Here is a 23,622-nt window from a genome sequence, read left to right on the forward strand (position 1 = left end):
CAAAGAGGGTTCCTCAAGAATGCCCTCATAAACAGATAATGGAACCGATCATGACTGAACGTGCCACCCAGTCGTCTTCTATCAGCCCTGAAATTCTGGAAAGCCTCACCCGTGTAACCATGCCACGCGGTTTCGAGAGCCCTGAGCCAGATCGTGTTGCTGTCATCTCCGGCTATGCGACCGAAGTGTACCGCTGCCAATCCCTCGTTCTGGGTACGGGCGCAGCAGGCCTTCGCGCTGCGTGTGAGCTGAAGCGCCGTGGCCGCGATGTTCTGGTCGCGACCGGCGGTATGTACATGGGCACTTCCGCTTGCTCCGGTTCCGACAAGCAGACCATTCACACCGCTTCTACCAGCCGTAATGGCGATAACTTCGAAGTTCTGGCAAAAGACCTCAGCTCCGGCGGCTGCATGGACGAAGACGTGGCCTACACCGAGGCAGTTGGCTCCATCAACGCAATGGCTGGCCTTCAGTACATCGGCCTTGAGCTGCCTGAAGATAACCTTGGCGGCGTTCTGCGCTACCAGACCGACCATGACGAATACGGCCGCGCTACCAGCTGTGGTCCACGCACCTCCCGCTTGATGGTGAAGGTACTGCTGCAGGAAACCAAACGCCTTGGCATTCCTGTGCTGACCAACGCAGCAGGCGTTCAGATCCTCACCACTGGCGAAGGCGAAAACAAGAAGGCATGCGGCCTTGTTGTGGCAACCAAAAGCGATGACCTGAACCCATACGGCCTTGCAGTTATTGAATGTGACGAGCTGGTTATCGCCACCGGCGGTCCGGGTGAAATGTACCGCGACAGCGCCTATCCTAAAAAGTGCTATGGCTCTCTCGGCCTTGCGCTGGAAGCAGGCATCACCCTTTCCAACCTGACTGAAAGCCAGTTCGGTATCGGCACCCCGCGCTACACCTTCCCGTGGAACCTTTCCGGCACCTACGTTCAGGTTATGCCTTACGTCTTCTCTCGCGACGAAGACGGCAATGAATACAACTTCTTGTCCGACTACTACCGCACCACCCGCGAGATGGTTTCCAACGTGTTCCGTAAGGGCTACCAGTGGCCGTTCCACGCATCTCGCATGCTGGACTTCGGTTCCTCGCTGATGGACATCGCGGTTCATCTGGAAATCAAGAAGGGCCGTAAGGTTTACCTCGACTTCCTGCGGAACCCGCTGCCGGTTGAAGGCGCAGAGCCGTTCTCCCTCGACAACCTCGATGCGGATGTTCGTTCCTACCTTGAAAACAACGAGGCGCTTGGCGAACTGCCGATTGACCGTCTCATTCAGATGAACCCTCTGGCGATCGAACTCTACCGTATGAACGGTATCGACGTGACCAAAGAGCCGCTTCTGATGACCGTCAACAACCAGCACATGAACGGCGGTATCGACATCGACCATTGGGGCCGCACGAACCTTGAAGGCGTTTACGCTGTTGGTGAAGCTGCAAGTACGCACGGCGTAACCCGTCCGGGCGGTTCTGCTCTCACTTCCGGTCAGGTCTTCGGTATGCGTGTTGCAAAGCACATCGAACACAAAGACCGCGCTTGGGATGAAAGCCTTGGCGACAGCCACCTTGAAGCTGTTGCACCTCTGTTTGCAGAGCTGGAAGCAGCCAAGGCAGGTGATGCAGCAATCAAGATCGCGGCAATGCGTGATGAAATTCAGGCACGTATGAGCGACAGCGCTGGTTTCATCTGTGATGGTCCGTCCACTGCAAACGCAAGCGGTGAAGCAACTGCTCTTTGGCAGACAATCCTTGGCGGCGGCCTTGCTCTGGAGACAGAAAACCGCAGCGCTGACTACTTCATGTGGAAGCAGATGGCTCTTTCTTCAGCTGCTGTTCTTACCGCTTTGGACCACTACATCAGCAACGGCGGTGGTAGCCGCGGCGCTCGTATGATCTACGACGAGACCTCCACTATCGTTCCGCAGATCCGTAGCGGCGTGCTTTCCGACTTCGCTTATCGTCCAGAACAGGATGCGGATAAGGCGAAGAAGATCATCGTCACCTACGAAGGCGACAAGATCGTTTGTTCAGAGCGCACCCTGCGCGCCCGCGACAAGAGCCCTGTGTTCTTCGAAAAGGGTTGGGGTGGCTTCCTGAAAGGCGATATCTACGAGAGCTAAGCTCTAAAACGCTAATGAATACAAAAAGAAACCGCTGCTTTCGGGCAGCGGTTTTTCTTTATCTAGGCCGTCACTGTGGACTTGCGAACCACAAGGCGTGGCCTCAGCCGCGTGGCGCGCGCCGGCCCGCTCTGCCCTTCCATCCGCTCTACCAGCCATTCCGCGACCTGATCGCCGATGGAACGGGGACCAATTTCAACGCTGGTGAGCGGCGGCGACCACAATTCGGCTTCCGGCAAATTATCAAAGCCGATGAGAGAGAGGTCTTTGCCGATGTGGCGACCATTTTCGATGAAGCCCGCCGATGCACCCATGGCAACGAGATCGTTGTGACAGAAGACGGCAGTAAACGCAGCGCCGCTTTTCAGCAACTCTTCTGCGCCCTGCCTGCCGAACGCACGAGACTGCGGACCTTGCACCACATGTATATTCTCTTCAGCGATGCCTTCGCTCTTCAAGGTCTCGACGAAGCCCTTAACACGAAGATGGCCCGTGGTTGTTTCTTCCAAGCCGCCAATCACTGCGAAGTTACGATGGCCGTCTGCAAGAAACTGCCGTGCTGCCAGCGCTGCACCTTCATAATCATCCGCACCAACGAAATCGAACGGTAGGCCATCTACCTCACGAACGAATGTAACGCACGGAATTCTTTGATTGATAATGGGCGCTAAATCCTTGGCGATGCTGCTGGCGCAAGGGCTGATCACCATACCGGCAACGCCGTGAGCGAGCACCTCGGCAATCATGCTGGCCTGCCGCTCACGATCTTCCCCGATATTTGCAAGGATGGGCAGAAAGCCTCTGCGGGTTAGCACCGCCTCGAAAGTTGCTGAAAACTCACCATAAAACGGGTTCGCAACATCCTGAATAAGCACGCCCACGAGGCGGGAGCGACCAGTACGCAGCTTGGCAGCGGAATAATCGCGCACAAAGCCCAGCTCATCCATGGCCTTGCGTACCTTTTCACGGGTCGCTTCAGCCATACGGCCAGTACCGTTCATAGCGTTGGAGACAGTTGCAACCGAAACACCTGCCTTCTTTGCAATGTCTGCAACCGTAACTTTAGTGCCTTGCTTCGCCATAGACCCTCTCTACCAAAAGAACGTTCTGGTGAAAGGGCGCTCCTACACCATCAAAAGCATGTCTTGAGTAAAATTTCATTGTTGCTTGCAAATTTCTAGATATCAGACCAAAGCCGTTTAGGTAAATACACGTTTGAACTTGAACATATCTATGTCTATGCCACAGCAGACTATAATGCACGGGGGCTTGGGGGCTTGCATGGCAATTCAAAGTTTCACCAATAATCTATCTGAATCAGATAAATACAAGTACAAGACAGCGCTGCCGGTTACCGCAGCTTTTCTTGGTTTTTACGTATTCACAACACTCATCGGCTATCACGTTAACGCAGTTTTACTTAGCATTACGCTTATGATCGCGCTGTGCCTGCTGCGTGTTCCGGTTGCCATTGCCCTTATCACCGCTGCTGTCTTGGGTGGCCTCCATAGCGGCCTTTCCGTTGAAGAGGCCGTTGGCGCTCTCAACAACAACCTGCTTACCGGCTCGCAAGTCGGCATGACTTACGTGATGATCGGCGCATTTGCAGTTGCCATCGCCCGCTCCGGTATTCTCGACCTCTTCGCGCAGTGGATCGCCCGTATGATCGGCTCACGCAAAGAAGATGCCCTCTCCGGCGTTAAGTGGTTGCTGTTCGCCATCTTCATTGCGGCCTCGCTCATGTCGCAAAACCTTGTGCCGGTTCATATTGCCTTTATTCCGGTTATGATCCCGCCGTTGCTGGTGGTGTTTAACAAGCTGCGCCTTGATCGCCGCGCCGTCGCCTGCATTCTCGCCTGCTCTATTTCCACCAGCTATCTGCTACTGCCAACCGGCTTTGGTGCCATTTACCTGCATGAAATTCTGGTGCCAAACGTCAACGAGGTTGGCGCTGCCTACGGCCTTTCAATGACGGCAGCTGACGCGCCAAAGGCCATGTTCCTTCCGGTTATGGGTATCGTTGCCGGTATGCTGGTCGCAGTGTTCATCACCTACCGCAAGCCGCGTGATTATGTGACCACCAAAGCCGCGCTTGAGCATCTTGAAAACGCACAGGGCGTTAAGCTGAACTTTGGCCAGTTGCTTGGCACTTTGGCCGCGCTTGCTGTGGCGCTTTACTGCCAGATCCGCTTTGATTCGCTGCTGATTGGCGGCATGATCGGCTTCTTGATCCTCTCCGTCTCCGGCATTTTCAAATGGTCGGAGCAGGACGATGTCTTCACTGACGGTATGCGCATGATGGTGCAGATCGCAGTTATCATCACCATCGCCTCCGGCTTTGCTGGCGTACTGCGAGCAACCGGAGAGATTGACCCGCTTATCCGCGCTTCTGCCGAAATCATTGGCGACAACAAAGCAATGGCCGCGTTCATCATGCTGCTGGTTGGCTTGTTCATCACCATCGGTTTTGGCGACAGCTTTGCCTCCGTGCCAATTCTTGCGCCGATCTATGTGCCGCTGGCTTTGACCCTCGGCTTCTCACCGCTGGCAACCGTTGCTCTGCTGGGTGCTGCGGCAGCTTTGGGTGATGCAGGCTCTCCAGCCTCCACCATCTCGCTTGGTGCAACATCGGGCCTTAATGCTGATGGCCAGCACGATCATATCAAGGACTCTGTTATCCCGACCTTCATTCACGCCAACTTCGGAATGGTGCTGTTCGCGTGGGTTGCGGTGATGATCCTCTAACAGACAAAGCCTATAAACCAGCCAGATAAAACGAAGAAAGCCTCCCGATCACTCGGGAGGCTTTCTCTTTTAGCAGCAGAGCCATGGGGCAAGCTCCGCGCTTATTTCGCTGGAAGCAGTTCCGCTTTGCATTCCAGCTGATCGGTTTTGCGTTTAGATGCGGCCATCTTCTCTTTTTGCGCGGCTACCGCTGCCTGCTTCTTCGCCAGCTTGATGTGGCAGAGTTCAAGCAACAGGCCAAACGCCATCGCGAAGTAGACGTAACCCTTGTTGATGTGGAACTCGAAACCTTCTGCCATAAGCAGACCGCCAAGCAGCACAAGGAACATCAAAGCCAGTGTTTTCAGGCCCGGATGATCTGTTACCAGCTGGCTGATGGTTTTGGCCGAGAGCAACATGATAACCGCTGAAGCAATGATCGCTGCAACCATAATCGGGATGTCATTGGTTAGGCCAATCGCGGTGATAACGGAGTCCATAGAGAACACCGCGTCCATCGCAACAATCTGCAACAACACGATTGTAAGGCCGTTAACCAAATGCGGGGCGTGGTCATCCTCCGAGTAGCTCAAAAGCAGCTTAAGCTCCTTCAAGCTCTTGAGAAGCAAGAAGGCACCACCGCCGATGAGAATGAGGTCACGGCCACTGATTTCCATACCCATCATTGTGAAGATGGGTGCAGTTAGCGACATAACCCACGCGATGGAAAGCAACAGCAAGATACGGGAGATCACTGCAAGGCCGATACCCAAGTTACGGGCCATCCGGCGCTGGTGCACTGGCAAGCGCTCACAAAGCACCGAGATGAAGACAACGTTGTCTACACCCAAAATGAGTTCAAGGCCGAAGAGTGTAAGAAAGATCGCCCATGCTTGCGGATCGGTCAGAAGTTCTAGCATGTCGTATGCTCCTTATAAAAAGAAGCAAAGGTGATGTTCGGTCGACAAGAAGGGTCGTCCATTTGAAGTAAAGTACCTCTACATCGAGGTGGGGCGCTACGCTACACCGGTCCTGAGCCCATGCGCCGACCACCCCATTTTGGGTTAGACCGATCACAAAGATCTGGTGAAGCGAAAGTCACTTACAAGAGCTGATTAGAAATTATTTTGCGATACTGGCAACCATTACGTATTCAAACGGATACATGCGCAATCAGTAATAGAAAAATACAAACTTAAATTGCATCAAAGCTCTATAACGCCTGCCTTTTCTCTTTCCCTTTGAACGGTGCGCATGTAACGGCGCGGAGATTTGCCGGAAACCTTTTTGAAAAAGGTAATAAAGGCGCTGCACGACTCATAGCCCAAGTTCTCGGCAACGACCTGCACCGCAACACCCATGGAAAGCTGCTGCAAGGCTATGATGATGCGCAACTGGCTGCGCCACTGGCCAAATGTTACCCCTACATGCTGGTGCACAAGGCGGGCCAGCGTCCTCTCGCTCATGCCAAAGTCCGTCGCCCACGATGCAACTGTACGCCGGTCTGCTGGGTCCTTCATCAAGGCTGTGGCGATTTTTTGCAGGCGAGGTTCATGGGGGGTAGGAAAATAGAACTCTTCCCTTGGCATGGTCGGAAGAAGGTCCACGAGTATCGCAGAAAGGCGCTCATTGATGGAGCCCTGTGCCGAAGCGCCCTCACCGCTCGCATGTGAGCCCTCCGCAAGATAGATAATCATTTCCCTAAGAAGCGGGGTGAGCGAAAGCGTATGCCCAACCTCCGGCATCGCGGTAACGTCTGGCTCTACCAGCAACACATAGCAGGAGCCTTCCGAGCTGACATGGTTGGTGTGCGGAACGCCGCCGGGTATCCAGAGCGCGCTGCCAGCGGGCACCATCCATAGCCCTTCATGGATGCGGCAGGTCACATAACCGCTTTCCGGCATCACAAGTTGCCCCTTGCGGTGGCGGTGAACAGGAAGTCCGGCATCGGCCTCATTGCCCTGCATATGCAAGGCAACCAAAGGCATATCGGTATCACGCAGCGCCTTCAAATAGTCCTTCACCATCGCCCCAACCAGAATGACCGTTTTTAGAAATAAAATGTCCCCATAGCGAAATACGGCGTTCGCGCCCTTGAGTACATTCGCGCTCCTACGCAGTAAGGGCTCCCATGACCAAAACAACAACAAGAAATCTCCTGCTCTTTGCAGGCATAATGGCTATTGCGCTTAATTTGCGCGCCCCGCTTGCAGCCATCGGTCCGTTGCTCGGCTTTATCCAGAGCGACCTTGGCCTAACGGCCACGCAGGCAGGCTTGCTCACCACATTTCCACTCATCACGTTTGCGATCTTCTCGCCCGTGGCAACCGCACTGGCGCTCAAATACGGCTTGGAAGTGTCGCTTAAAGTGGCGCTTGCTTTCATTCTGGCCGGCACCGTGCTGCGCACCACAGGCTCACAAACGGCCCTCTTCACTGGAACGCTAATCATTGGCGCCGGCATTGCCATTGCCAACGTGCTGCTGCCGAGCATCGTCAAACGCGATTTTCCGCATAAGTACGGCGAGATGACTTCGCTCTACGCGCTTGTGATGGGTGCTGGCTCCTTCATCATCGCGTGTATTGCTGTACCTCTGGTGGATGTTGCTAAAGAAAACGCCGTGACAGTCGTTCCGCAGTGGGCGTTTCCGCTAGCGCTTATGGCCGTTATTCCCCTTGCTGCTATGCTCTTGTGGTTGCCGCAGCTCAAAAACCGCAATGCCGCTGCGCAGAACCAAAACGGCAGAACCAGCAAGCGCAAGCTGCTGCGCTCTCCTGCTGCATGGCTGATTACGCTGTACCTCGCTATCAACTCGCTCATCACCTATGTGATGTTTAGCTGGCTGCCGACAATCGTGGTGGATGCTGGTTTTACACCAGAACAGGCTGGTTATGTGCACGGCGCTATGCAGCTCGCAACAGCGGTACCGGGTATTGTAATGATCCCGCTTATGTCGCGCTTCCAAGACAAACGGCCGCTGGCGTTCTGCCTATGCTCTCTCAACCTCATCAGCCTTCTGGGTCTTATGCTGTTGCCAAGCTTTGCGTTTTTCTGGGCACTTACATTTGGCTTTGGCATCGGTGCGGTGTTTATTCTGGGTCTGTCGCTGTTCGGCATCCGCACGGCACACCCGCAGGAAGCTGCTGCTCTTTCCGGTCTTTCCCAGTTTATCGGCTATCTGCTGGCAGCCGTTGGCCCGACCTTGATCGGCCTTCTCTACCAGTCGTCCGGTAGCTGGACTTTGCCTCTCAGCGTTTGCTGCGGCCTAGCTGCTCTACTTTGCGCCATCTCCTTGGGTGCGGCCCGCTCAACACCGATTTCCAAAGTTCCGGTGGAAGCGCAGGATATCCAGCTTAATCCCGCAACCTAAACAGCCCTGCTGTCTTTGACTGATCCCTTACTGGAACGAAGGCAGCAGGCAAAAAAAGGGCGGGCCACGAAGGCCCGCCATCAAGTTGTCCAGCACAGGAGCGTTTAAAGGAAGCAATGCTCCGGCATATCGCGCTGGATGTTGAGTTTCGGCATAAAATCCATGTGCGGGAAGATATCGCGCTCTGGGTCGATACCCGGAGCCAGCTCGATAATTTCCAGCCCATCTTCTGCAAGACGGAACACGGCGCGCTCAGTGATGTAGAGCACTTCCTGTCCAGACTTGCGAGCAAAGTCACCAGAGAAAGTGATTGCAGCAACCTGCTCGGTGAACTTGTGTACTTTACCAGGGGCAACGACTTTCAGTTTGCCGTCTTCCATAGCAACGTCGGAACCACCAGCGTCGAACGTACCGCAAAACACCACTTTCTTCGCGTTCTGAGCGATTTCAATAAAGCCTCCCGGGCCAATGAGGTTACCGCCGAGGTGGGAAACGTTCACGTTGCCGTGCTGATCCGCTTCACCCATGCCAAGGAAGGTAACGTCGATACCGCCGCCGGAATAGTAGTCGAACTGCTCGATAGAAGGCAGGATCGCGTCAGCATTTGCTGCTGCGCCAAACAGGGTATCGTCCAGCATGCGGCCGTTATGAATGCCCTGCTCCAAGCTCATCCAGAGTTTGTCGCCAATACCCATTTCAGCAACAACGCCAAAGATACCGCCCGGAATACCGAAGCCGAAGTTCAGCGATGCGCCTTCCTGCAGTTCCATAGCAGCGCGGCGTGCAATAATGCGGCGCGGCAGCTTGGAAGGAATGTCTGCCTTAACAGCACCAAGGCTCACGCGCTTTGCACCGGAAACGGACAGATCATAGTCCAGCTTGTAGAACTGCTTCTGGGTTGGCTCTACCACAACGTGGTCTACCATGATGCCCGGAATACGAACGTGACGGGAATGCAGAGCACCCGGCTCAACAACCTGACGAACCTGAGTAAGCACCAGACCGCCGCTGTTGTGAGCTGCCAGAGCCATGGAGTGAACGTCCATGTCGATGGCTTCTTCTTCAGGGGAGATGTTGCCCTTGGTGTCTGCGTAGGTGCCACGAATAATCGCAACGTCGATCTTGAATGGCTTGTAGCGAAGGATTTCCTTGCCATCCACTTCCATCAGCTCAACGAGGTCTTCGGTGGTGCGGCTGTTGCACTTACCGCCCTGCTGGCGTGGATCAACAAAGGTGCCAACGCCGGAGTGGGTGAACAGGCCAGGACGACCAGCGCCGATTTCACGCAGCAAGTGCTGAACAACACCGCCCGGGAAGCAGTAGGCTTCGATCTTCTCTTCACGCACCAGCGCCTGCATTTTCGGCGACCATGTGAAGTGCGCCGCAATGATACGCTTGAGCATACCTTCATGCGCCAGACGGTTGGTGCCCAGCTGATCGCGGTCACCAAGGCCGAGGGAGTGGACGAGGGTCAGATCACGCGGGTGGCCGGTTTCCAGAAAGCGAGCTTCGAGTGCTTCAAGGATAGCTTCGGCAGAGATCATGCCAGCGCCGTTGCCGGAGATCGCGATGGTATCGCCGTCTTTGATGAGGGCTACAGCGTCCGCAGCGCTTGAAAACTGAGTTTTTGCCATTTTCTTATTCTCTTTTGTTCTAGCGGTTGCGATAGACAGGGGCGCGTTTTTCGACGAACGCCTGAACACCTTCTTTGCAGTCTTCAGTGCCAGCGGCCTGAGCAACAGCTGCAGCATGCTGGTGAGCCATGTCTGCATGAACGGTGTTGAGGATGCCCTTGGAGATTGCCATTGCGGACGGGCCGTTCTTCATGAGCTGCTGAACCCACTGGTTCACCTGCTCGTCAAGACCTTCCTGACCTTCGCAAACGGCAGTCACAAGACCCCAGTCTTCTGCTTTATCAGCGGCAATTGGTGTACCCAGCAGCACAAGGTGGTGAGCGCGGGTTGGGCCGAGGATTTCGGCCATACGGCGTACGCCCATCCAGCCAGCAATCATGCCCAGAGACACTTCAGGGGAACCGAACTTGGCACGAGCGGTACAAGCGCGAAGGTCTGCTGCCATCGCCAACTCAAGACCGCCACCAAGGCAGTGGCCGTTGATTGCAGCCACAACAACCTGCGGCAGATTGCGGATGCGTTCAAAGACTTCAATGCCACGCAAAATCCAGTCACGGCCCATATCGTGCGGGGTCAGGCTGCCCCATGCTTCGATATCGCCGCCGGTGCAGAAGAAGCGGTCGCCAGCGCCACGAATTACGATGACGCGCAGCTCTTTGTCCTTCTGCGCCATTTCGCAGATCTGCCAGAGGTCTTCCAGCATAGGCATGGTGAGCGCGTTGCCTTTGTCGGCACGGTTCAGAGTAACCTCACCCCAGCCATCATGACGGGTCCAGACGGTAAATTCACTCAGGTTCATTTCAGTGTCTCCTAGCAGACAGTTGCCAGACGGCGGATGCAGGTTTCCAGCACCACTTCTTCTGGCTGCTGCCACCAGTTGTTTGACGAGAAGATTTCAACTTCGACAGGGCCGGTGTAGCCAGCGCCCTCAACCCACGAGCGGATCTGCTTCAGGTCGATAACGCCGTCACCCATCATGCCGCGGTCGGTTACCAGATCGACGGTCGGTACCAGCCAGTCACAAACGTGGAAGGCATAAAGACGGTCTTCACGGCCAGCGCGGGCAATGTCAGCCTCAAGGTTTTCGTCCCACCACACGTGGTAGACGTCTACCGCAACGCCCAGATAGCCGCAGGTGTCAGGGTCAATTTCTGCCGCCCAGTTCAACGCCTGAGACACAGTGTTCAGGCACGAACGGTCACCAGCGGTCATCGGGTGCAAAGGTTCAAGAGCCAAGCGAACGCCAACCTTCTTGGCGGTTTCCAGCAGCTCGCTCACACCATCCTTGACCTGCTGGCGAGCGCCAGCAAGATCGCGGCTGTTGCTTGGCAGGGAGCCAACAACAAGGGTGAACACATCAGCGCCGAGGGTCGCAGCATCTTCAAGAGCGTAAACGTTCTCCTGAAGCGCCAGTTTGCGGGCCTCTGCTGTTGCCTGCGGGAAGTAGGTGGAACGGCAGTAACCGTTGACCTTCAGTCCGGCATCGCGGCACTGGCGCGCAATGGCGCCAACGCTCTTACGTTCCAGATCGCGGCGCCAAGGCACAATGTTGCCAAAGCCCTTGGCCGCTACGAGATCAATCACCTGTTCGATAGGAAGGCGGTGGCCGAGTGTCGCCGTATTCAGGCTGAGCAGCTCGGGAGCATCCTTTAGCACTCGCATGGCTATGTCCCTTAGAATGCAGGCATTGTTAGGCCGCCGTCGATGATGAAGGCCTGACCTACGGAGTAGGACATCTTGCCTTCAGCAATGTTGACGACGTAGTTAGCGATGTCAGCAGGCTGACCCCAGCGGCGCATAGGCACCAGACCATCACCAATGAGCTTGTCGTACTTCGCTTTGGAAGGACGGGTCATTTCGGTTTCAATGATGCCCGGCTGAATTTCGTAAACGCCAACACCCTCATCTGCCAGACGCAGGGAGAACAGCTTGGTGGTGGTGCTGGAAGCAGCTTTAGACACGCAGTATTCACCGCGGTTAAGAGCATGCGCCACAACGTTGCAAGAGGTCACGTTGATGATTGCGCGGTGCTGATCACCGATCTGGCCCTGAGCAAGCATGATCTTCGCTGCGCGCTGGGTCATGAAGAATACTGCGCGGGTGTTTACGCCGAGGTTGTAGTCGTAGCTGTCTACCTGAACGTCGAGCAGATCGCCGCGATTGAATACGGAAACACCAGCGTTGTTCATGAGAACGTCAAGACGACCCCAGCGGCCAGTAGCTGCTGCAAACAGCGCTTCGTGGCGGTCCAGATCACCAACGTCACAAGCGTGGATTTCAACTTCAACACCGAACGCTTCCAGTTCGCCCTTCAGCTTTTCCAGCAGAGCAATGTCTTCAGCGCCTTCACGATCGTTGATAACGACGTTGTAGCCAGCTTCAGCAAGAGCCAGAGCAGAACCTTTGCCGATGCCACGAGCTGCACCGGTTACAAGAGCGACGGGACGGGTTGAGCGGGACATGTGATCCTCCAGAATTTGTTCTTGCACTTGTTTTAACTATCTGGTTAGTTAGTTGGCAATAGGGGAGCTACTTAGTCGGTGAAATTTCACTGTGATTAGTTGAAAACAACCATTTTCCGCAGGGAAATCGGCCAGTTCGATAAAGGGCGGGAGCCCTTTAGGAGGACGTTTGTTTTTGATGATATTTCAACAGGCTAGGAATTGACGCTCGCGTAGAGACCAAAATCCGGCTAGGAGGGGCGAAACGCCGCTCCAAAAAAACGAGAAGTGCACAAGGGGTTCTAGATTGGCAAAGGCAGCAGCTACAGCGCCTAAACAAAAGCGCAACGCAGCAGAAACGCAGAAGAAGATCTTGCAGGCCGCAAAGGAGGAATTTGCGCAGGCAGGGTTTGAAGGCGCGCGCGTGGACCGCATTGCCGATGCCGCCGAAGTGAACAAAAACATGCTCTACCACTACTTCGGTAACAAGGATGCGTTGTTTTCTGTGGTGCTGGATGAAGCCTACCGCGATATCCGTGAGCGGGAAGCCTCTCTCAATGTAGACCACCTCTCCCCGCCTGATGCTATTGCCGCGCTGGTGGAGTTTTCATGGAACTACTATCTCGAAAACCCTGAGTTTATTCGCCTGCTTAACGCGGAAAACCAGCAGGAGGGCCGCCACGTTCGCGCCTCCACCGATACCAAGACCATCAACGAAGGTCACTTGTCGACCATGAAGAACGTGCTGGCACGCGGTGCGGCCGATGGCTCGCTGCGCTCTGATATTGATCCGGTACAGCTCAACATCTCCATCGCGGCACTTGGTTTCTTCTATCTCATCAACCAGCATACGCTGCAGGCCGTTTATCAACGAAATCTTGTGTGCCAGAGCGCACTGGATGAACGATTGGCTGTGATGAAGGAAACAATTTTGAGCTGGGTCGTGGATCGTTAACCTATTGTCGCTAAACTGTTTTCCGAGATATAACGACTTTCACTAGTGCACGTAACGGCAGTTTGAAGCCTCTCTTACTGTCTTTAAAAAGAAAATTGATTACTCCCTCGGTCAACAGGAATGATAGCGACAACTTCAGACGATACCCCAAAGGAAAGACTGTGGTTTTATCAAAAGAACCACGAGGCAAACGGACCCATTGATCACAGCGAATTTCTTGCGTTGGTGACCAAGGGCGATATCCGTCCGACGACGCGTGTCTGGTGTCGTGAGTTGGGGCCGGTTTGGCGTATGGCGCGGGACTTGAAGTATCTGGATGTTGACGAGGCAATGGCCGCTGCACGCCAGCAGGCGCTGCCGCCAGATAATACCGAGGATATCAAGAAGGCGGTTCTAACTGCCCGCAGCACTTTTGTTGGTCACATACTTGCGCTTGTACCAGCGGTTTCCGTAGCCGCTGCCCTGATGTTTGTGAAGTTTTCCGCCTACACAACCGGTTACAGCAAAGAGCTTGCTGTCGTGTACTACTGGATTGTGTTCCCGATCATGGGTGCCACATTCTACCGGATGGACAGGCAGTTGCTACGCAGCACCTATGAGCAGAGCCCCGCGCTTGGCCTGTTGAGTTTCCTGTCTATTCCGCCAGTTTACTTTGCAAGGCGGGCGCTTATCGCTCGCAACCAGCCAAGGTCCCTTCCCGCTCTTGCATCGTTCTCGTTCTTGGCGCCGCTGTTTCTGCACGTCTATTTGATCTGGGCCTGAGCCCTACGGAGCCAGATAGGCAAAGACGATGGACATCTGCCCGCCGTAGTAGAAGAACCAGAGCGCGACCGAAATCGCCTTCTTGAACGGGTTGTCTTTTGGAAGGCGGAACAGCTCCAGCGACAGCAAGATATCCGAGATGATGAAGGCGAAAGCACCCATCAGCACAACGCCGCCGATCTGCGTTGCCAACGCGCCCATGATGGAAATCAGCAGCACGTAAATGGCAACTGGCGCTTTGAGTTCGCCCGCGTAAGGCAACAACCACCAGCGGGTGGAAAGCGCAAGGATAGCCATTAGTGCACCAGCAGGTGCTATACGGGCCGGATCAACAATGCCAATGCTTTGCCAGAACAACACGATGTAAAGCACATGGGCCAAAGCGAACGCGCAAAGCCCAACCAAAAACCGCTTATCGCCATCTCTTGCCAGCGCATAATCACCCAGAGCAGAAAACGCGACAGCCGCCGTCAGCACCAGCGGTGCTTCTTTGATTAGGCACACACCAATAATCACGCCAAGAGCCAATGTCTTGAACAGCGTTTTGAAATTGGTCGCTTCCCGCCAGCTATAAAACAATCCGTAAAGCGAGGCGGCGGTAATACTGGTAAAAAAGAGTGTCGAACTAATCATCTGCGCCAAATCATCATTAAATATCAGCGTATTCTAACTGACAGGCCCTGCACTCAAAAGTAAAAATACCTAAATAATTAAAAGGATTTCCTATCTATTGGTCGAAGTCAGAAATCACGAGGATACACACCATTACGTTAAGGTCACGGCGGATAAAGGCTAGCGCATATGTACAACCTGCGAGATAGTTTTGATGAAATCACTGAATGATTCCGCTTGGGAGCGACAGTGAGCACAACGCTTGAAAGGCAAGACTTATGAAGCTGCTGCGATACGGCCCTAAAGGTGAAGAAAAGCCGGGCCTGCTCGATAATGAGGGACGCATCCGCGATCTCTCCGAGATCCTGAGTGACATCAACCCTGAAAGCGTTGATGACAATATCCTGCAGAAGCTTCGCAGCCTTGACCCTGAGCAACTGACAATCGTGGATGGCAACCCACGCCTTGGCCCTTGCATTGCTGGCAGCGGCAAGTTCGTGTGTGTGGGCCTGAACTACTCAGACCATGCAGCAGAATCCGGCATGCCGGTTCCGCCAGAGCCGGTGTTGTTCTTTAAAGCGACCTCGGCCATTTCCGGCCCGTATGATCCTATCGAGTTGCCGCGCGGCTCTACCAAGACCGACTGGGAGGTCGAGCTTGGCATTGTCATCGGCAAGCACGCCAAATACGTGAACGAAGAAGATGCGCTGGATTATGTGGCCGGTTACTGTGCGGTCAACGATGTGTCAGAGCGTGGCTTCCAGATCGAGCGCTCAGGCCAGTGGGTGAAAGGCAAATCCGCCGATACGTTTGGCCCTGTTGGCCCGTGGCTGGTAACCCGTGACGAAATCGCTGACCCGCAAAATTTGCGCCTGACGCTGGATGTTAACGGTAAGCGCTATCAGGATGGTTCAACGCAAACCATGGTCTACAACGTTGCGTTCATTGTCTCCTACATCTCCCAGTTCATGAGCTTGCAACCGGGCGACATTATCTCCACCGGCACGCCTCCGGGCGTCGGAATGGGCCAAAAGCCTCCGGTCTACCTGAAAGCCGGTGATGTGGTGAGCCTGTCTGTTGAAGGGCTGGGCAACCAGAGACAAGAGGTTATCGCCCCGCTTTAACCTTCTGATATCAATAGCTTTTCCCATGCCCTCGCCACACTTCTGGCGGGGGCATTTTGTTATTCATCTACCGGTTTACTTCTGCTTTTTAAGCGCGGCAATTTTCGGCGCATTACGAACCAGAATTTCAGCAACCGAATGATCTATGATGATGGTGCTTGCAATACCGCTTAGCAAAATAGCTTGCAGTGCCAATGCCTTATCCGGCGTTGCTGCCAAAATGATGTTATTGGCGGCAATGAGGTTTTCCAGCCCCACACCGATCATACGCTCGTTGAGGTCTATATCAGCAAGGGCTCCATTTTCCGTGAGGAAGACACCGGCGATTTCGCAAACGACGCCAGCGTGATCGAGCGCTTCCTTTTCCGTGTCATGCACGCCGATCATCTCGCAGTATGTGTTGCCGGGCGCGAAGTGGGCGCAGCTGATGATGTTGAAGTCAGACCCCCGCCCCATTTCTAGAGCGTTGCGGATCGCTTCGTCTGTTTCCAGCGTGCGGGCAATGTGCGCTGAAGATGTGAGGATCGGCGCTGGCAATGGGTAGGCTTCAGCCGCTGTAACCTGCGCAAAGTTGGAGGCCATAAGGTAGGCGCTCGTACCATTATCGCGGCGCGGCGAACCAAGCAGCGAAACCACTTTCATATTCGGCTTTCGCACTGTCGGAAAACACTGGATCATCTCGGCAATGGTCCGCCCACTACCAATGCCCACCGTCGCTGGACCGATGTTCTTCAAGTGACGGGCGATGTAATCCGCCGCCACCATGCCAACGGACTGGCGAGCGAGGTTATCAGTCAGCTCGGTGCTTGTATCACTGTCTTGTTGAAGTGGCGTGATAAGACATTCACGCAGATTATAGGTGCGGGCAATCCAGTCTGACAGCGCCAGCGTCTCGGTCATGTCATGATCGACGCTGATTTTCACGATACCTTCATCGCGGGCGGAAGACAGCAAACGGGTGACTTTCGTGCGTGAAACCCCGAGTCGATTCGCGACTTCCTCTTGCCCCAGCCCATGAGCGTAGTAGAGCCAAGAAGCGCGAACCATCAGGTCTTCATCAGGATTTCTCACGGCAATCATTCCATAGTTACAACAGCATAGAGGGAATTTCTCGGCCAATACAAGAGCAGCGCCTTCCCCCAGTGTCAGCACCATACTCCTAAAATTATTTTCCGAAAATGGAGAAAATGCGCATTTGTTCAGTATTTGCACGATTGACCAAATCGCCTGTGAAATATTAAGGTGAACATATGAGGGGCTCGTGCACTTTTGTTCACTTCCGCCTGTTGGGTAGGGAAATTACAGGTGAAACTGGACGTGCGAACTGGCTTTTATCAGCACCGGTGGGACGGGAACTCACTGACAAAAAGCAGGAGAGAGACAACAAGGAAGCCATCTAAGGGAGGAAACCATGGATGGACTATTGGCCGGTATCAAGGCGGTCGTGGATGGATTGGGACCAACCGTCCTTCTTCCAATCGTTATTTTCGTCATTGCGCTTGTATTGGGAACCAAGCCGGGACGAGCTTTCCGTGCAGCAGTAACAATCGGCGTTGCGTTTATTGGTATCAATCTGGTGTTGGGCCTGATGTTTACCAACCTCGCAGACGTAGCGCAGTCTATCGTTACAAACTCGGGCCTGAAGCGTGACATTGTTGATGTGGGCTGGCCTTCCGCCGCCGCTATCGCCTTTGGCAGCTCCGTTGGCCTTTGGATTATTCCTGTTGCCATTGCTGTTAACATTGCCCTGCTCATGCTGGGCCTAACCCGAACCCTCAACGTTGATATCTGGAACTTCTGGCATATGGCGTTTATGGGCTCGCTGGTGGTTGCGCTAACCGACTCCCTGCTAATGGGTCTTGGTGTTGCAGCCCTCATGGCAGCTCTTGCCTTGTTCTTTGGTGACTGGACCGCAAAGGCCGTACAGCGCTTCTACGGTATTCCGGGCGTATCCGTACCGCACCTTGCATCAGCGCAGATCTTGCCAATCGCGGTAATCGTGAACTGGGTGATCGACCGCATTCCGGGCGTTCGCGACCTCAACATGGACGAAAAGGCCATTCAAAAGAACTTCGGCGTTTTCGGTGAACCGGTTGTTATGGGTCTTGTGATTGGTATCGGCCTTGGCTTACTGGCGTTCTGGAACATGGCAGACACTTCCGCCATGATCGTGAAAGTGCTCCATACAGGCATGAACCTTGCCGCTGTTATGCTGCTGCTGCCACGTATGGTGAAGATCCTCATGGAAGGTCTGGTGCCGATTTCCGAAGCTGCTCGTAACTTCGTACAGAGCCGCGCTGGCAACAAAGACATTCACGTGGGTCTGGACTCCGCAATCCTGATCGGCCATCCGGCAGCTATCGCCAGTGCGCTGATCCTCGTACCGATTGCTATCGTTCTGTCCATTATCTTGCCGGGTAACCAGGTCATTCTGTTTGCAGACCTTGCCGTTATTCCGTTCCTCGTTGCAATGGCAGCGCCGCTTGTAAACGGTAACGTATTCCGCATGGTTATCATCGGCACGGTTACCCTTGCCATCGGCTTTTATGTGGCAAACGCAACGGCTCCGCTGTTTACCGACACAGCTGTTGCTGCAAGCTTCTCACTGCCTGAAGGCACAACCTTGATCACCAGTGTGGTCGACGGCTTCCTCTGGATTTCGTGGGTTGTTGTGAAGGCCGTAGAATGGGCAGGCGCACTGGGTATTCTGGCTCTTGGTGTTGTGATCTTCCTTTGCATCTTCTCCTTCAAAAAGAACCCGCTTGCGTGGCAGAAGCTGGCTGACATCCAGACCGAAGAAGCCAAGAAGGTTCCTGCAGGAGCACCAGCCGAATGAGCAGCTCCATTCTAGCGAAATATTTGGTTCCGCAGGCAATCTGCCTGCGGACACCAGCAGCGACAGCCGAAGAGGTTATCCAGAGACTTTCTTCCAAAATGGAAGAGGCGCAGGTGGTAAAGCCAAGCTATTGCGAAGCCGTTATTGCCCGCGAAAAGATAATGCCAACCGGCCTGCCGTTGCTTGAAGGCCTTGCAGTTGCTGTACCGCACACCGACCCCGAGCACGTTTTAAAGCCCGGAATTGGCGTGGCAACGCTGGAAACACCGGTGGAATTTTCCTCCATGGAAGACCCCGATGAGAAGATAGCGGTGCAGCTTGTATTCGTATTAGCCCTTCTGGACAAACACGAACAAATTGAAATGCTGCAAACTATTATGGCTGTGCTGCAAGAGCCTGCCGTAATTCGGGAAATCATCAACGCGGATAGTCACGAAGCGCTGCTTGCAGCGCTCGGCAAGGCCAGTCAATAACGGGAGTAAGACAATGGCTAAACACATTCTAGTGGCTTGCGGTACTGCAGTTGCAACGTCGACAGTGGTTTGCATGGCAATTGAAGAAGCCATGAAAGAAAAAGGCATCATGGTTTCCACCCAGCAATGCAAGGCAACGGAAGTGCCTAGCCTTGTCGAGAATGCTGACCTTGTGGTCTCCACCACTCCACTACCGGACGATCTGCCGAAACCTTCCATCGTTACTCTGGCTTTCCTGACCGGTATCGGCAAAGACGAGATCATCGAAAAAATCGCCGATCATCTGAGAAGTTGATTTCTCACCATCCGCCCAAGACATCGCAACACGGCCGCGCACAGCTCTAACGCAGAGCTGTGTTCGGGATCGGCTTTCCTTCATTCGTGATTGACGCAAGGTCGCTTTTACCGGTCACACTACTGGCAGTTTCAAAATGGCAGAACTTCAGCAAAACTTCACAGTCACCATTCATGGCGGCCTTCATGCCCGCCCCGCTTCAGAGTTGGTTGGCATTGCCAAGTCTTTCCATTCTAAAATCGAAATTCTGCGCGACGGTAAGGTTGCCAATGCCAAATCGCCGGTGAAAATCCTGCTGCTTGGCGTGCGGGAGGGCGACAGTATTACCGTGATGATTGACGGTGATGATGCCGCCGACGCGATGGCCCGTGTCAGTACGTTTTTCGAGGCAGGTGATAATGAAAACACGCCGCCAGCGGCAGAAGGTGGAGCAGCAGCTAAACCAACTGCCCCGATAACCATAGAAGCGGCAAAAGCAGCAACACCAACTCACGGTATTGGAGCCAGTGAAGGTGCAGCAGAAGGCGTGGCCTATCACTTCTTCCAGAGCCCGTTGCCAGACCCTTCCAGCCTGCCCGCCCTTGAAGTGAAGGGCAACAGCAAAGAACAAGAGCTTGCCCGCTACCGCAATGCATTGGCGCGCAGCAGTGACGAAATCAACGCCCGTGCAAAAGACGACGATCCGACAGGGGCGGAAATCGTCGCAGCCTTGAGCGAAATTGCCGGTGATGAAGAGTGGCAGGAGCAAGTGACAGCGCATATCCGCGCCGGTGCCTGCGCTCTCAAGGCTGTACTCATTTCCGGCGAAGAAACCGCCCGTAGCGTGGAGGCGTTGGATGATCCTTACGCCCGTGCCCGCGCTGAAGATATTCGCGCAGTAATGCGCATTATTGCCTTCACCCTCATGGGTAAAGAGCTCCCTTCTCTAGACCGTGTTCCTTATGGTGCCATTGTGGTGGCAGAGGAAATCACCGCTCTGGACCTTTCCACCGCAGACCTTAGCCGCATTGGCGGCCTGCTTTGCCAAAAAGGCGCGTCCACCAGCCATGCCGCTATTGTTTCCCGCGCTCACGGTATTCCGGCAGTGTTCGGCTTTGAGGTCAGCGCCGCGAAGCTTCAACGTGTCAGCTATGTAGCGCTTGATGGCAGCAGCGGTGAGGTGGTTCTCGACCCAAGCGAAGAGGTGATTGCCCGCTACCGCGCCAGCATTGACGCAGAGCGGCAGATTGCCAAGCAACGCCTTGCTTTTAAAGAGGTTCAGCCCGTTACCAAAGATGGCAGAGAGATTACCATTGCGGCCAATATCGGTAGCCTTGGGGAGATTAAAGCTGCCAAAGAAAACGGCGCTATGGGTGTTGGCCTCTTCCGCACCGAACTGCTGTTTATGGACCGCCGTGAATTGCCGACAGAGGACGAGCAGCTTGCCATCTACGAAGTGGCGCTAAGAGCGTTTGAAGGCCAAGACGTCATCATCCGCACGCTAGATATTGGCGGAGACAAACCGTTGCGCGGTGTAGAATTTCCCGCAGAAGAAAACCCTTTTCTTGGCTGGCGCGGTATTCGTATGTGCCTTGATACGCCGTCCATCTTCAAGCCGCAGCTGCGAGCGCTGTTAAGGGCCGCGCCCGCTGGAAAGCTGAAGGTTATGCTACCGATGGTCTCTGACATCGAAGAGGTTCGCGCCACCAAGCAATTGATTGATGAATGCATCATGGAGCTGGACGCAGAAGGCAAGCCTTACGCCCGCTTTGACCTTGGCATCATGGTTGAAACCCCTGCCGCAGTACTGGCAGCAGAGCTGTTTGCCAAGGAGGTAGCGTTCTTTTCCATCGGTACCAACGACCTCACCCAGTATGTGATGGCCGCTGACCGAATGAACCCGACCGTCGCCAAGCTGTACAAGACCGACAATGCTGCCGTGTTGAATGCGGTTTCGCTGGTGTGCCTTGCCGCGCAATCAGCAGGCATATGGGTTGGTGTATGTGGTGAAGCGGCTGCAAACCCGGACCTTGCCCGCAAGTTCATAGAGCGTGGTGTAACCGAACTCAGCATGAGCCCAGCCTCTATCCTTCGCGCCAAGCAAGTAGTCTGCGAGTTATAACAGGAGCAACTTCGCTCCTTCTCCCCAGCCTCCCTTCCCCAAAAAGAAGGGAGGTTTTGCTTTATGCGCTCACGCTTCAGGCAGATAGAGCGACAGGCGGTGGCTTAGAAGATCGACCGGCTGAGTAGCGCTCTTCACCAAAAACCCGCGCGAAAGCAGATGCTTGATGTATAGCTTGTTGTAGATGAACATAAATACCAGCCCCGATAAACCGCCGGTTAAAACGGCAAGAACCAGCTGCAAAAGCGCCAGGCTAAGATGCCCGCGCAGCAAGGCTGGAAAGAAGCTGAAGAAGAGTGTGGTCCACGAAAACCCGACAGGCGCTTCTTTGAGACTGCCCGTTTCAGGATTGACCATAAAGAGTGTTGCATAAGCCATTGCTGCCCAATACTGCAACAAAGGTGGCTTAACTATGATTTGTGTCGTTCAGCAACAAAAAACTTAAGATAAAACAAGCGAGCGGCGAAACACAGCAATGCTTCCCCTTTGGGATTGCACTCGCCTGCCCGTATCCTCCCACCCCAGCCGTGTGATCAGGCGGGCTGCCTCGTCGGTACTGGTGTAGATTGCGTCAAAACCTAGCTCACTCGCAGCTGTTTCAACGGCCGCCACAAGCGCTGAGCCTACGCCGCGGCCACGCTCACTTGGAGATACCGCCATAGCAGCGAGCCAAGGGCCAAACCCCAACTCGCTACCAAGGGACTCATGTTTGAGCGCTGCGGTGCCAATGACCCTGCCATCATCGCTTAGGGCAACGAAGGCAATCGGCAGTGTATCAGGGGAAAGACAGGCGGAAAGATCAGCACCAGCATCACCATTGCCACCCTCGCCATACCACTGCGGCCATGCTTCTTGAAACAACTGCACCAACGGCTCTACCGCCCACTGCACCTGCCCAAGCCTCACAACCTGCATGGTTATTCTCCCCTCAAGAAAAGTGTCAGCGAATTTCCTTTTCCCTACTCTCCCAACCAGAGCCAGCTTAACCCAGAGCTTTCACCATTGCGGCGGCGGTGACTTCGTCTGTGATGAAAACGGTTGGCTCGTAGAGTTTGATAGCAGCGCCAAGGGCCTTCACCTTGTCTTTACCGCCAGAGGCAAGGACGCGGGTTTTGGCCTGCTTCACCCGCTCGATCTGCACGGACATGATGCGCTGGTGAATTTCATGCTCAATGAGCTGGCCGTCCTTATTGAAGAAGTGGAACAGCAAATCACCAATAGCGCCAGCTTCTACAACAGAAGCGCGCTCTTCCTTGGAAAGATAGCCGACCTGCGAAGAGGTGGCATTGTCATCAATGCCGCCCGCACTGAGGATAGCGACATCCAGCCCCTCGCCTAAATCAAGCACGGGCTCTAGGCCGCATTCTTCAATCAGCGTGCGCTTGGTCTGGCCGCTGTTTACGATCGCGGGGGCCGGAATAAGGAAACCCTCGCCGTTAAACGCTTCTGCCAAACGCCACGCAAACTCTGAAGGGTTGAACCGTTTGGCCTGAATAATACCGCCAAGCAGGGAGTAGATTTTTATGCCCTCGACCGGCTGGCTTTGTATGTGGTTGAGCGCTTCAGAAAGCGTACGCCCCCAGCCAACGCCCATGCGAACGTTCTTTTGCGCCAGCTGCATGATGTACTCACCAACGGCAGCGGCGATCACCGGAATAGGGTCAATATTGGGGGTGGAAAGCGGGGTCACCACAGCTTGCTGAAGGCCGTAGTGGGTTTCCAGCTTACGCTCCAGCGCCACCACATCAATGAGCGGCGCTTTGATGGAGATGTTGACCTCACCGCGCGCTCTAGCATCAGCCAGCAAACGCACCACTGTTACGCGGCCAATATCCAGTATCTTGGCGATCTCGCTTTGGGTGAGCTGCTCAACAAAGTACATCCACGCGACACGAGCGCGGATACGGTCCGCTTCTTTGGTTCCGCGTAGTCCTTCAGCAGGCTTTGCTTTCTCGGCAGCCATAAGCACCCTCTCCAATAGGGATCAACAAGAGACATCTAGGTCTATAGAACTTCCAAGGGCGAAACCAGCGCAAGCACAGCACATGCACAGGCATTTACGCTGGGTTCAGCGCCTTGGTGGGGACCGGATCCGGCCAGCACGTACCGTAACGCTCTGCCATCAGGCAAAGGCGTGTCGGGTACGCCTGTGCTGCCAGC

The 23,622-nt window shown here is 54.5% G+C and carries 22 protein-coding genes; 10 read left to right on the forward strand and 12 right to left on the reverse strand.

Annotated elements, in window-relative coordinates:
• The first annotated feature begins 50 nt into the window (after positions 1 to 50).
• Positions 51 to 2,135: an FAD-dependent oxidoreductase gene (locus E1162_RS01865; protein ID WP_155126033.1), complete on the forward strand. Its 2,085-nt coding sequence runs from the start codon at positions 51 to 53 to the stop codon at positions 2,133 to 2,135.
• A 62-nt stretch (positions 2,136 to 2,197) separates the two neighbouring features.
• On the opposite strand, the gene E1162_RS01870 is transcribed toward E1162_RS01865, so the two are convergent.
• On the reverse strand, positions 2,198 to 3,217 hold the full coding sequence (locus E1162_RS01870) for a LacI family DNA-binding transcriptional regulator (RefSeq protein ID WP_155126035.1): 1,020 nt from the start codon (positions 3,215 to 3,217) through the stop codon (positions 2,198 to 2,200).
• 199 nt (positions 3,218 to 3,416) lie between these two features.
• On the opposite strand from E1162_RS01870, the gene E1162_RS01875 reads away from it, so the two are divergent.
• The gene (locus E1162_RS01875) at positions 3,417 to 4,880 is read left to right on the forward strand and encodes a Na+/H+ antiporter family protein (RefSeq protein ID WP_155126037.1); all 1,464 of its coding nucleotides are present in this window, start codon (positions 3,417 to 3,419) and stop codon (positions 4,878 to 4,880) included.
• A gap of 101 nt (positions 4,881 to 4,981) precedes the next feature.
• On the opposite strand, the gene E1162_RS01880 is transcribed toward E1162_RS01875, so the two are convergent.
• Together E1162_RS01880 and E1162_RS01885 are read right to left on the reverse strand one after the other, a co-directional pair.
• Positions 4,982 to 5,779 carry a TerC family protein gene (locus E1162_RS01880; RefSeq protein WP_155126039.1) on the reverse strand — a complete coding sequence of 266 codons (798 nt, stop codon included), beginning with the start codon at positions 5,777 to 5,779 and terminating at the stop codon, positions 4,982 to 4,984.
• 285 nt (positions 5,780 to 6,064) lie between these two features.
• Positions 6,065 to 6,886 carry a helix-turn-helix domain-containing protein gene (locus E1162_RS01885; RefSeq protein WP_155126041.1) on the reverse strand — a complete coding sequence of 274 codons (822 nt, stop codon included), beginning with the start codon at positions 6,884 to 6,886 and terminating at the stop codon, positions 6,065 to 6,067.
• Positions 6,887 to 6,990: 104 nt separating this feature from the next.
• Between E1162_RS01885 and E1162_RS01890 the strand changes: the two genes are divergently transcribed.
• Complete coding sequence (locus E1162_RS01890) at positions 6,991 to 8,229, forward strand: MFS transporter (RefSeq protein ID WP_155126043.1); 1,239 nt, start codon at positions 6,991 to 6,993, stop codon at positions 8,227 to 8,229.
• A 104-nt stretch (positions 8,230 to 8,333) separates the two neighbouring features.
• Here the strand turns inward: E1162_RS01890 and E1162_RS01895 are convergent, their stop codons facing one another.
• From E1162_RS01895 to E1162_RS01910, 4 genes are read right to left on the reverse strand one after another with little or no spacing between them, the layout of a single operon-like run.
• On the reverse strand, positions 8,334 to 9,863 hold the full coding sequence (locus E1162_RS01895) for an acyl CoA:acetate/3-ketoacid CoA transferase (RefSeq protein ID WP_155126045.1): 1,530 nt from the start codon (positions 9,861 to 9,863) through the stop codon (positions 8,334 to 8,336).
• 19 nt (positions 9,864 to 9,882) lie between these two features.
• Positions 9,883 to 10,662, reverse strand: coding sequence for an enoyl-CoA hydratase/isomerase family protein (locus tag E1162_RS01900; protein ID WP_155126047.1), 780 nt, complete (start codon positions 10,660 to 10,662; stop codon positions 9,883 to 9,885).
• A gap of 11 nt (positions 10,663 to 10,673) precedes the next feature.
• On the reverse strand, positions 10,674 to 11,525 hold the full coding sequence (locus E1162_RS01905; RefSeq protein ID WP_155126049.1) for a sugar phosphate isomerase/epimerase family protein: 852 nt from the start codon (positions 11,523 to 11,525) through the stop codon (positions 10,674 to 10,676).
• Between the two features lie 11 nt (positions 11,526 to 11,536).
• Positions 11,537 to 12,325 (reverse strand): 3-ketoacyl-ACP reductase, encoded by a 789-nt coding sequence (locus E1162_RS01910; protein ID WP_155126051.1) that lies wholly within the window; start codon positions 12,323 to 12,325, stop codon positions 11,537 to 11,539.
• 286 nt (positions 12,326 to 12,611) lie between these two features.
• On the opposite strand from E1162_RS01910, the gene E1162_RS01915 reads away from it, so the two are divergent.
• Together E1162_RS01915 and E1162_RS01920 are read left to right on the forward strand one after the other, a co-directional pair.
• A complete protein-coding gene (locus tag E1162_RS01915; protein WP_155126053.1) occupies positions 12,612 to 13,259 on the forward strand; it encodes a TetR/AcrR family transcriptional regulator in 648 nt (215 codons plus the stop codon).
• Between the two features lie 120 nt (positions 13,260 to 13,379).
• Positions 13,380 to 14,021: a DUF4339 domain-containing protein gene (locus tag E1162_RS01920; RefSeq protein WP_155126055.1), complete on the forward strand. Its 642-nt coding sequence runs from the start codon at positions 13,380 to 13,382 to the stop codon at positions 14,019 to 14,021.
• 3 nt (positions 14,022 to 14,024) lie between these two features.
• Here the strand turns inward: E1162_RS01920 and E1162_RS01925 are convergent, their stop codons facing one another.
• Positions 14,025 to 14,654, reverse strand: coding sequence for a lysoplasmalogenase family protein (locus E1162_RS01925; RefSeq protein WP_155126057.1), 630 nt, complete (start codon positions 14,652 to 14,654; stop codon positions 14,025 to 14,027).
• Positions 14,655 to 14,911: 257 nt separating this feature from the next.
• On the opposite strand from E1162_RS01925, the gene E1162_RS01930 reads away from it, so the two are divergent.
• Positions 14,912 to 15,757, forward strand: a complete 846-nt coding sequence (locus tag E1162_RS01930; protein WP_155126059.1) for a fumarylacetoacetate hydrolase family protein — start codon at positions 14,912 to 14,914, stop codon at positions 15,755 to 15,757.
• A gap of 75 nt (positions 15,758 to 15,832) precedes the next feature.
• On the opposite strand, the gene E1162_RS01935 is transcribed toward E1162_RS01930, so the two are convergent.
• The gene (locus E1162_RS01935; protein ID WP_371311761.1) at positions 15,833 to 16,828 is read right to left on the reverse strand and encodes a sugar-binding transcriptional regulator; all 996 of its coding nucleotides are present in this window, start codon (positions 16,826 to 16,828) and stop codon (positions 15,833 to 15,835) included.
• A 340-nt stretch (positions 16,829 to 17,168) separates the two neighbouring features.
• On the opposite strand from E1162_RS01935, the gene E1162_RS01940 reads away from it, so the two are divergent.
• The 4 genes from E1162_RS01940 to ptsP all read left to right on the forward strand — a co-directional run bounded on the left by E1162_RS01940 (position 17,169) and on the right by ptsP (position 21,462).
• Positions 17,169 to 18,593 carry a PTS galactitol transporter subunit IIC gene (locus tag E1162_RS01940; protein WP_155126063.1) on the forward strand — a complete coding sequence of 475 codons (1,425 nt, stop codon included), beginning with the start codon at positions 17,169 to 17,171 and terminating at the stop codon, positions 18,591 to 18,593.
• On the forward strand, positions 18,590 to 19,066 hold the full coding sequence (locus E1162_RS01945; protein ID WP_155126065.1) for a PTS sugar transporter subunit IIA: 477 nt from the start codon (positions 18,590 to 18,592) through the stop codon (positions 19,064 to 19,066). Before E1162_RS01940 ends, E1162_RS01945 begins: the two co-directional genes overlap by 4 nt.
• 13 nt (positions 19,067 to 19,079) lie before the next feature.
• A complete protein-coding gene (locus tag E1162_RS01950; RefSeq protein ID WP_155126067.1) occupies positions 19,080 to 19,361 on the forward strand; it encodes a PTS sugar transporter subunit IIB in 282 nt (93 codons plus the stop codon).
• Positions 19,362 to 19,497: 136 nt separating this feature from the next.
• The gene (gene ptsP, locus E1162_RS01955) at positions 19,498 to 21,462 is read left to right on the forward strand and encodes a phosphoenolpyruvate--protein phosphotransferase (protein WP_155126069.1); all 1,965 of its coding nucleotides are present in this window, start codon (positions 19,498 to 19,500) and stop codon (positions 21,460 to 21,462) included.
• Positions 21,463 to 21,531: 69 nt separating this feature from the next.
• Here the strand turns inward: ptsP and E1162_RS01960 are convergent, their stop codons facing one another.
• From E1162_RS01960 to E1162_RS01970, 3 genes are all read right to left on the reverse strand, one after another.
• Positions 21,532 to 21,840: a hypothetical protein gene (locus E1162_RS01960; RefSeq protein WP_155126071.1), complete on the reverse strand. Its 309-nt coding sequence runs from the start codon at positions 21,838 to 21,840 to the stop codon at positions 21,532 to 21,534.
• A 63-nt stretch (positions 21,841 to 21,903) separates the two neighbouring features.
• A complete protein-coding gene (locus E1162_RS01965) occupies positions 21,904 to 22,377 on the reverse strand; it encodes a GNAT family N-acetyltransferase (protein ID WP_155126073.1) in 474 nt (157 codons plus the stop codon).
• Between the two features lie 67 nt (positions 22,378 to 22,444).
• Entirely contained in the window at positions 22,445 to 23,425 is a 981-nt protein-coding gene (locus E1162_RS01970) for a sugar-binding transcriptional regulator (protein WP_155126074.1), read from the reverse strand.
• Positions 23,426 to 23,622 lie beyond the last annotated feature (197 nt).

This window comes from Pseudovibrio flavus, assembly GCF_009711345.1.
GTDB lineage: Bacteria > Pseudomonadota > Alphaproteobacteria > Rhizobiales > Stappiaceae > Pseudovibrio > Pseudovibrio flavus.